Annotated in this window: 9 protein-coding genes and 1 pseudogene; 4 read left to right on the top strand and 6 right to left on the bottom strand. The window is 40.7% G+C overall.

Annotation, left to right across the window (positions count from 1 at the left end):
• Nucleotides 1-7: 7 nt before the first annotated feature.
• The 5 genes from MKL51_RS18270 to MKL51_RS18290 all read right to left on the bottom strand — a co-directional run bounded on the left by MKL51_RS18270 (nucleotide 8) and on the right by MKL51_RS18290 (nucleotide 3,381).
• A complete protein-coding gene (locus tag MKL51_RS18270) occupies nucleotides 8-544 on the bottom strand; it encodes a M23 family metallopeptidase (RefSeq protein ID WP_002119177.1) in 537 nt (178 codons plus the stop codon).
• Nucleotides 545-591: 47 nt separating this feature from the next.
• Nucleotides 592-1,626, bottom strand: coding sequence for an A/G-specific adenine glycosylase (gene mutY / locus MKL51_RS18275; RefSeq protein ID WP_032007443.1), 1,035 nt, complete (start codon nucleotides 1,624-1,626; stop codon nucleotides 592-594).
• Nucleotides 1,627-1,766: 140 nt separating this feature from the next.
• Nucleotides 1,767-2,129: an HIT family protein gene (locus tag MKL51_RS18280; RefSeq protein ID WP_014207996.1), complete on the bottom strand. Its 363-nt coding sequence runs from the start codon at nucleotides 2,127-2,129 to the stop codon at nucleotides 1,767-1,769.
• Nucleotides 2,130-2,313: 184 nt separating this feature from the next.
• Nucleotides 2,314-3,051 (bottom strand): dienelactone hydrolase family protein, encoded by a 738-nt coding sequence (locus MKL51_RS18285; protein ID WP_017481879.1) that lies wholly within the window; start codon nucleotides 3,049-3,051, stop codon nucleotides 2,314-2,316.
• 171 nt (nucleotides 3,052-3,222) lie between these two features.
• Nucleotides 3,223-3,381: a DUF1328 domain-containing protein gene (locus MKL51_RS18290; RefSeq protein ID WP_002053759.1), complete on the bottom strand. Its 159-nt coding sequence runs from the start codon at nucleotides 3,379-3,381 to the stop codon at nucleotides 3,223-3,225.
• Between the two features lie 193 nt (nucleotides 3,382-3,574).
• Here MKL51_RS18290 and MKL51_RS18295 point away from each other — a divergent pair, with 193 nt between their 5' ends.
• The 3 genes from MKL51_RS18295 (at nucleotide 3,575) to MKL51_RS18305 (ending at nucleotide 6,686) form a co-directional block, all read left to right on the top strand.
• Nucleotides 3,575-4,033, top strand: coding sequence for a YcgN family cysteine cluster protein (locus MKL51_RS18295; protein ID WP_032007442.1), 459 nt, complete (start codon nucleotides 3,575-3,577; stop codon nucleotides 4,031-4,033).
• 109 nt (nucleotides 4,034-4,142) lie between these two features.
• Nucleotides 4,143-5,315 carry a PQQ-dependent sugar dehydrogenase gene (locus MKL51_RS18300; RefSeq protein ID WP_032007441.1) on the top strand — a complete coding sequence of 391 codons (1,173 nt, stop codon included), beginning with the start codon at nucleotides 4,143-4,145 and terminating at the stop codon, nucleotides 5,313-5,315.
• 105 nt (nucleotides 5,316-5,420) lie between these two features.
• Nucleotides 5,421-6,686, top strand: coding sequence for a replication-associated recombination protein A (locus MKL51_RS18305; protein ID WP_017481876.1), 1,266 nt, complete (start codon nucleotides 5,421-5,423; stop codon nucleotides 6,684-6,686).
• A 13-nt stretch (nucleotides 6,687-6,699) separates the two neighbouring features.
• On the opposite strand, the pseudogene MKL51_RS18310 reads toward MKL51_RS18305, so the two are convergent.
• Nucleotides 6,700-7,374, bottom strand: a pseudogene (locus MKL51_RS18310) (formate/nitrite transporter family protein); the annotation flags it as partial.
• A gap of 69 nt (nucleotides 7,375-7,443) precedes the next feature.
• Between MKL51_RS18310 and MKL51_RS18315 the strand changes: the two are divergent.
• Nucleotides 7,444-8,652 carry an IS256-like element ISAba26 family transposase gene (locus MKL51_RS18315; RefSeq protein ID WP_000343018.1) on the top strand — a complete coding sequence of 403 codons (1,209 nt, stop codon included), beginning with the start codon at nucleotides 7,444-7,446 and terminating at the stop codon, nucleotides 8,650-8,652.
• Nucleotides 8,653-8,686 lie beyond the last annotated feature (34 nt).

Raw genomic sequence — 8,686 nt, forward strand, 5'->3', positions numbered from 1 at the left:
AATGTTCCTAGCGTAAATATGAATAAGGATTAACAGCACCACGACCTTTACCATCTAGATAAAGACCATAATGAAGATGAGGTGAAGTATAACGTGCATTGCCCGTATTGCCGACATAACCAATGAGGTCGCCCTTTTTGACATAGTCACCCACATTTAAGCCACGTTTGTGACCATCAAGATGAGCATAATAATGCCATGTCCCGGCTGGACCTAAAATCCAGATGACTTTGCCACCTAAGTTGTTATTGCGAAGATCTGCAACGAGACCTTCGGTTGCACTGTACACTTTGGTTCCACGTGGAGCCAAAATATCAATTCCTTCGTGACTACGGCCCTGACTCCGAGCAGCTCCCCATGTGTCTTTTAATTCATCACGGTCAATACCTTTTACAGGTACAGGTAGTCGACTTGGAAGCTGCATACTTTTGAGTTTGATGACTTGAGCAGGTGGAAGTGGGGCAGGTTTTTTAGGTGCACTGGCACAGGCCGCCAATAGAATAATCAGAAAACCAAGTGAGAAATGAGAAACAAAACGTCGCACAAAATACTCCCTGTCACAGCCATATCAAAATTATTTTACTCACTATGTCATGAACGGCTTGTTGAGATCAATTTTTTCATAGCGGTTGGAACACCTTTGGCAATGGCTTGTTCCGGACTCAACCATTGACCTTCAAGTTCAATAGCCAGATGTTCTTTTTGATCAGGTTCCACGTGGAACACATGAGCATTAAGTAACCATGTGAAATGAGTGAAGCTATGGCTGATCTGAAAAGTTTGTGCTTGAGGCTGTAATTTATATTGCTGGCTTATGCTCAGTCGTTCATGTTCATTTTCTAAAATAGGTAAACAGAATAAACCGCCCCATAGACCATGAGCTTGACGTTGTTGCCAGAACCATTCACCTTCGCACTGAATAATAAGAACATCTGCTGTTTTAACAGGCGGTGTTTTTTTCGGTTTTTTAAAAGGTAATTCTTGTTCTAACCCTTGCTGATAAGCCTGACAATGAGCTTGCATTGGACAATATAAACATAGCGGTTTTTTAGGCGTACAAATGGTTGCGCCGAGATCCATAATCGCTTGAGTGTAGTCATGATTGCGATGTGTAGGGCAAAGCTCTTCAGCCAGTTTCCACATTTCACGCTCGTGCTGTGGTTTGCTTAAGTCATCTTCAATGGCAAAGAAACGAGCTAAGACGCGTTTCACGTTGCCATCCATAATGACGCCGTACTGACGTAAACCTAAAGACATGAGCGCGCCTGCGGTAGAGCGACCAATGCCAGGTAACGCAATCCATTCTTCTAGCGTTTCAGGAAATTTACCTTGCTGCGTGACAAGACCAGCCGCTTTATGCAAATTGCGTGCACGAGCGTAATAGCCAAGACCTGCCCAAAAAGGTGCTACTTCATCCCAAGTTGCATGACCTAAAGCTTCTACCGTTGGAAAGCGCTCCATAAAGCGGTCAAAATATTGCAGAACCGTTTTCACCTGAGTTTGCTGCAACATAATTTCAGAAACCCAAACTTTGTATGGATCATTGGCAACTTGCCAAGGCAAATCGTGACGACCATGTTGATCGAACCAGTTTAAGAGGGCATCAGAAAAAGAAAATTCAGGCATGAACAGCTATAGAAGAGAAGTAAGGGCTAAATTATAGCTGAAATTTAGATGAAATTTTGTTTAAAGCAAACGAAGAAAATGGACATATAAAAACAGGGACTACATCAAAAATGTAGTCCCTGTTCTATGGGTAAAAAGGATTAATCCTTTTGTACACCCCAACGTTGATCAAGTTTCAACGGTTGGTTTTTATAGTAAGGAATGACATGAATGTGGAAATGATCTGAAGTTTTTCCAAAAACTTCACCATCATTAAAACCAATATGAAAGCCATCTGGCTGATGGCGAAGCTGTGTCTCATGACGGGCAATTTCAAGAAGTGTCAGTAAGCCTTGATGTTCTTTAGACGTAATGTCAAAAAAAGAACTAACATGGCGCAGTGGTGTTACTACACAGTGGCCTTTAGATAACGGATTAGAATCAGGCAAAATTACGGCAAATTCATTCTTATCAATGATGTCATATTCATCAAATTCGCAATACGGACATTTCTTGTCAGTCATTGTTGTATCCTCTCATGTTATTCCATTAAACCCCGAGTGCGGGAAATAAGACTAGGCTTTGCTCTAGCTCAACGGGAGTATAGTTATTGAAGTATGGTTTAAAAAATACAGTAAAAATATTGCAAAGTCATAAACATTTAAGGGAGCAAATGCAAAAAAATCATTTGCTCCAAATTTGCTTCTTTTATTTTAGAGTACGATCTAGTAAAGCGTACATTTTAGCAAGGCCTTGTTTTTCCGCTTCGCTATTGTAGCCAAGGTCCACACCGTTCGCTTTAGCTCTTTCATCGGCAAGCGGGTTACTAAAGCCATGTTTAGCACCTTCTAAAACCACTACTTCATGTTTAACCTCAGCAGCTTGCATCTCTTTTTCAAAATTAGCAACATCTTCTAAGGTGACCATACTGTCTAATTCACCATGTAGAACTAAAACTTCACCTTGAATGTCGCCTTTTTGAGCAGGAGCTTTAGGCGTTAATGTGCCATGGAAAGTTGCAGTCGCTTTTAGTGGAGCACCTGAACGCGCAAGATCTAATACGACTTTACCACCATAGCAGTAACCGACAGCGGCAATTTTTTCACTGTTTACTTCCGGCTGAGCAGCTAAAGTTTGAAGCCCAGCATTGGCACGATCAGCCACCGTGTCTAACTCTTCAAATGTCTGCATCATCCATTCATAGGCTTGAGCTGCGGTCGTTGTAACTTTTTTATCACCATACATATCAATTGCAAGCGCAGCATAGCCGTGTTCAGCAAGTTCACGTGCGCGTTGCTCTGTATATTCGTTACGTCCCCACCACTCAGGAGCAACAATCACACCCGCAACAGGTGTTTCGCTATCTGGAGCCGCAAAGTAACCAATTAAATGGCTACCATCTGGTGCAGTATATTGAATTTCACGGGTTTTAATTGCAGTACTCATGACATTAATCCTGAAATTTAAATCGATTTAAATACGCTTGATTAAAGCATAAAAATTAAGAACTAAAATAAATAACTATGTAAAAATCTACATCAAAAGAAAAAGATACAAAGCTATAAGCAATAAAAAAGAAGGAAACCAGTTCCTTCTTTTTATGTGATCATGATTAAATTAAGTTCGGCCTCGAGAAATGAACCCAATTACAGCTAGAATTACAGCTACAACTAATAAAATCACGGCAAAGTCTTTAGATAGCCCTGCAACACCACCAAACCCTAATAGACTGGCAATGAGTGCAATTACTGCAAAAATTATCGCCCAACGGAACATAATGCTGTCCTCCTTATTTTTCATTGTCATTTAACTATATAGCGTGTTTTTTACTCGGAATGTGTCGTTTATGTGGTTGAAATGTATATTAAACAATCATTTTGTGATGTCATAAATACAGCTTCTTTTTTAGTACAGACCACTTCAATGCTATACTGATACATCGTTTTATCTCATCAGCTGTTAAAAGATTATGTCTACCGAGACCTCACTTCGACCACTCTTTTGGAAAAACTATCCTTTAGAGCAACTGACTCAACTTGAGTGGGAAGCTTTATGTGATGGCTGTGGTTTATGCTGTCTGGTCAAACTAGAAGATGAAGATACGCATGAGGTGGCTTATACCAAAGTGGCTTGTAAGTTACTTGATTGTGGTACAGGGCGTTGCACGGACTATCTGAATCGTCAGCAGCAAGTACCTGACTGCCTGCAATTAACGGTAGAGTCTTTAAAAACAATCCACTGGTTGCCTTCAAGCTGTGCTTATAAGCGCTTGAATGAAGGCAAGAATTTACCTTCTTGGCATTATTTAAATACGGGTTCGAGACAAAGCGTGGTTAAGGCGAAAAAGTCAGTTGCAGGACGTTGCCTTTCTGAAGTTGATGTCCATGAAGATGATCTTGAAGATTATATTGTGCGATGGGTGCGCTAATTTAGTCTTAAAAGAGAATGTTTGATTACAGCGTATAATAAAGTAACACTTTTATCGTAATTTTTTTGCTCATCTCCGTAATATAACAATAAAAACAAAGGAGATAAAAATGATGAGACGATTAGCAGCCCCCTTATTATGTAGTAGCTTTTTTTTGTTAATGGCCTGTGGGTCTAATAATACCAATTCAAAAAATCCTGAACAAAATACGACTGCAAAAGCAGATCAGTCTGTTGCCATCAAACAAACTTATCAGGTTGAAGCAGTCTCACATTTTAATGAGCCTTGGGCTGTGACCAGTCTGCCTGATCAGCGTTTATTAGTGACTGAACGGCAAGGTAAATTAAAAATTTTTAACCCTAAAAATAAGCAAATGTTGGATGTGCAAGGTGTTCCAGCGGTGAACTATGGAGGACAAGGTGGTTTAGGAGATGTCATTTTACACCCTGACTTTGCCAAGAATCATTGGGTTTATCTCAGCTATGCTACAAAAGGGCAAGGTGGATCTGGCGCAGTGATTTCACGTGCGAAACTAGATTTATCTCATCCTCATCAGCCAAAACTTAAAGATATAAAGCAGATTTGGCAGCAAGTACCTAAAGTCTCGGGACAAGGCCATTATGGACATCGCATGCTTTTTGGTACAGATGGTAAGCTGTGGGTCAGTTCAGGTGAGCGACAAAAGTTTGATCCTGCCCAAAACATGAAAAGTAATTTGGGTAAAATCTTGCGTTTAAATGAGGATGGCACCGCGGCTGTAGGTAACCCTTTTTATAAGCAAGGCGGGGTCACTGCTGAAATATGGTCACTTGGACACCGTAACCCTTTAGGTATGGCTTTTGACCGCCAAGGACAGCTGTGGGTGGTTGAGATGGGGCCTAAAGGTGGTGATGAGCTTAATATTATTACTAAAGGTGAAAATTATGGTTATCCAATCGTTTCAAATGGAGACCATTATTCGGGCCAAGCTATTCCAGACCATCACACTCGCCCAGAATTTAAAGCACCAGAAATTGACTGGACTCCTGTTATCTCTCCATCGAGTATGATCATTTATCGTGGTCAGCAATTTCCTGCATGGCAAAATAAAGCCTTAATTGGCGGTTTATCTTCCGAAGCGATTATTGTGGTGGATTTAGAGCATAAGCCCGTGAAAGAAGTGCAAAGATTGGATATGAAAAAACGTATTCGTGGGTTGCATGAAGCACAAGATGGTTCGATTTGGGTCATTGAAGACGGCCCAAATGCGCGTTTACTCAAGCTGAGTAAGAAACCCTCTTAATGCTAAGCAAGAGCCTGTAAATAAAGAACGTGTCTCATAGATTCAAATTGTAGATTTCTGTGAGACACAATAGACTATAGTGAATAGACGATAAAGCCATTTGAGATGTCAGACACCCATATTCCACTTCCCGAACGCCTGCGCCCAAGAGACTTGTCTGAAATTATTGGGCAAGACCATTTATTAGGTGAACATGCGCCCTTACGTCAAATGATTGATCAGGGTCATTTGCCTTCTATTATTTTTTGGGGACCACCAGGCGTTGGTAAAACAACAATTGCTTTGCTTTTGGCTCAGGCAATAGACCGTCCATTTGTGAGCTTATCTGCGCTGAATACGGGCGTAAAAGAATTACGTGAAGTGATTGCAGAAAGTGGTGATTTACTGACACCTGTAGTTTTTATTGACGAAATCCATCGTTTTAATAAATCACAGCAAGATGCTTTATTGGGTGCAGTTGAAAAAGGCAAAATTACTTTAATTGGTGCGACCACTGAAAACCCATCTTTTGAAGTCAATAGTGCGCTTTTATCACGTTGTCAGGTCTATACCTTAAATAGTTTAGACAGTGAGGCAATTCAAACACTACTCAACAATGCACTTCAAAGCGATAAATTCTTAAAAGAACGTTATATCCATATTGAAGAATATGATGCGCTGATTCAGTTTGCAGCAGGTGATGCTCGAAAAGCGCTTAATTTACTGGACTTGATTGCAAGCACCTTTGAACCAGAAATTGAAAACACAATTACCAATGCGGTAGTAGTGAAAGTCGCTCAGCAAAATATTGCGCGTTATGACAAATCGGGCGAGCAGCATTACGACCTTGTTTCTGCCTTTATTAAATCAATTCGTGGCAGTGATCCAGATGCAACTCTATATTGGATGGCTCGTATGCTTAAAGGCGGAGAAGATCCGGTTTTTATTGCACGACGTATGCTGATTGCGGCCTCAGAAGACATCGGAAACTCCAACCCAAATGCGCTATTGCTTGCAGGTGAGTGTTTCCGCTCTGTACAAGCAGTGGGTATGCCTGAGGCTCGAATTATTCTAGGTCAAACAGCAGTTTACTTAGCAACGAGTGCAAAAAGTAATAGTACTTATTTAGCGATTAATAAGGCTCTGGAACTTGCTGAAAAAACGGCAAATTTACCTGTGCCTTTGCATTTGAGAAATGCGCCAACCAAGCTTATGAAACAGCAAGGCTATGGTATTAATTATCTCTATCCTCATGATTACCCTGAGCACTTTGTGCTGCAAGACTATTTGCCGCCTGAGTTGAAGGGAACCAAACTCTATGAGTCTGCAAGAAATAAGCGTGAGGTTGAAGGTGAGCGTTTACAGCAACGCAGATGGCAGCAGGAACAATAGTTCCTGCTTTATGCTATTCCAGCTCTTCAGTGACCTGACCATAAATCAGTAGAGTAAACACGCCTGTACCGCCAATAATATTGCCGATAGTGGTAGGGATGAGGAAAGTAAACAGATACTTGCTAATAGAAGCTTCTCCTTGCCAGACCAGATAGGACATTTCTGTAGAACCAACCACTACATGGGTAAAGTCACCCAGTCCTATCAGATACGTCATGAAAAAGATGAGCAGAAACTTATTACTGACTGAAGGCAACATCCAGACCAATGCAGCAATTAACAGCCCTGACATAATGCCTTTGAGCAGATTCTGAGTGGCAGAAAAGGAGCCCACATGATGTGCGAGTTCATCCAGTGCTTTATCAATATCTGGCGTAAACAGGTGAGTAGTTAGGAAAAATAAACTCGCCAAAGCTGTTCCAATGATGTTGCATAGAATCACAATGCCCCATAAGCGGCCCACTGCTCGTAATTTATCGAAAGTAAAGGGATTAAATAAAGGCACAACTGTGGTGATAGTATTCTCGGTAAAGAGTTGCATGTGACTCAAAATAGCGATCAAGAACCCAATGGTATAACCAACATTAGTGATTAAATCGGTCCAGACTGCATCAGCTGGGAGATAAGCAGCAATAATCGCTTTAAATACAAATGAAAAACTGATGACTAAACCCGCGGCAATGGGACTGTTCTAAATTTTGTGTAAGTACTTAATTTTCATTTATCCTTCAGAGGATAATTACAAAAGGTACTTCACATGGATGAAGCAACAATCAAAAGTATGGCTGCCGAATTGGCTAAAGGTCTAAAAACACCAGAAGACTTAAACCAAATGACAGCAGTCTTTAAAAAATTCATGATTGAAACTGCACTCAATACTGAACTTTCAGACCATCTCGGTTATGAAAAGCATCAGCCCAAGAAAGGCTCAAATAGCCGTAATGGGTTTAGTTCTAAAACCATTACAACTCAAGATGGACAACTGGCTTTAGATATTCCCCGTGATCGAGAAGGTTCATTTGAGCCACAAATTATCAAAAAGCACCAAACACGCATCACCAGTATGGATGACCAAATCCTCTCACTGTATGCAAAAGGAATGACTAATAGGGAAATTGTAGCCTTCTTCAAAGAAATGTACGATGCCGATGTGTCAGCATCTCTCATCAGCAAAGTTACCGATGCTGTGATTGAGCAAGTGACTGAGTGGCAAAATAGAGCCTTAGATAGCCTTTATCCTGTTGTCTATCTTGACTGTATTGTTGTCAAAGTCCGTCAGCACTCCAATGTGATTAACAAGTCCGTATACCTTGCTTTAGGCATCAATATGGATGGGCAAAAAGAATTACTGGGTATGTGGATTGCTCAGACAGAAGGTGCCAAATTCTGGCTGTCAGTCATGACAGAGCTAAAAAATCGAGGAGTACAGGACATTCTTGTTGCCTGTGTAGATGGATTAAAAGGCTTCCCTGACGCGATAGCCTCTGTTTACCCTCATACTGATATTCAACTGTGTATCGTGCATGTTGTACGCAATAGCCTGAGATTTGTAAGCTGGAAAGACTACAAAGCTGTTACGTCGGGTCTGAAAGCGATTTATCAGGCAAGTACAGAGGAAAATGCTTTAAAATCCCTAGACATCTTCTGTGATCAATGGAATCACCAGTATCCCAAAATTGGAGAATCCTGGCGGGCCAATTGGGAAAATATCCGAACGATCTTTAGCTATCCAGCCGAAATACGTCATGCAATTTATACAACAAATGCGATTGAGTCGTTGAATAGCGTAATACGCCATTCAACGAAGAAAAGGAAAATCTTTTCATCTGATGACTCAGTAAAGAAGGTCATTTACTTAGCAACATCAAATGCTGCGAAGAAATGGACGATGCCAATTCAAAATTGGCGTTTAGCAATGAATTGGTTTACGATTCAGTTCGATGATCGATTAAAAGATCATTTATAAAAAATGGAACTTACACAAAATAATTTACAGGCTC

It is taken from the genome of Acinetobacter sp. AOR18_HL, from assembly GCF_027855145.1.
Classification (GTDB): Bacteria; Pseudomonadota; Gammaproteobacteria; order Pseudomonadales; family Moraxellaceae; genus Acinetobacter; species Acinetobacter pittii.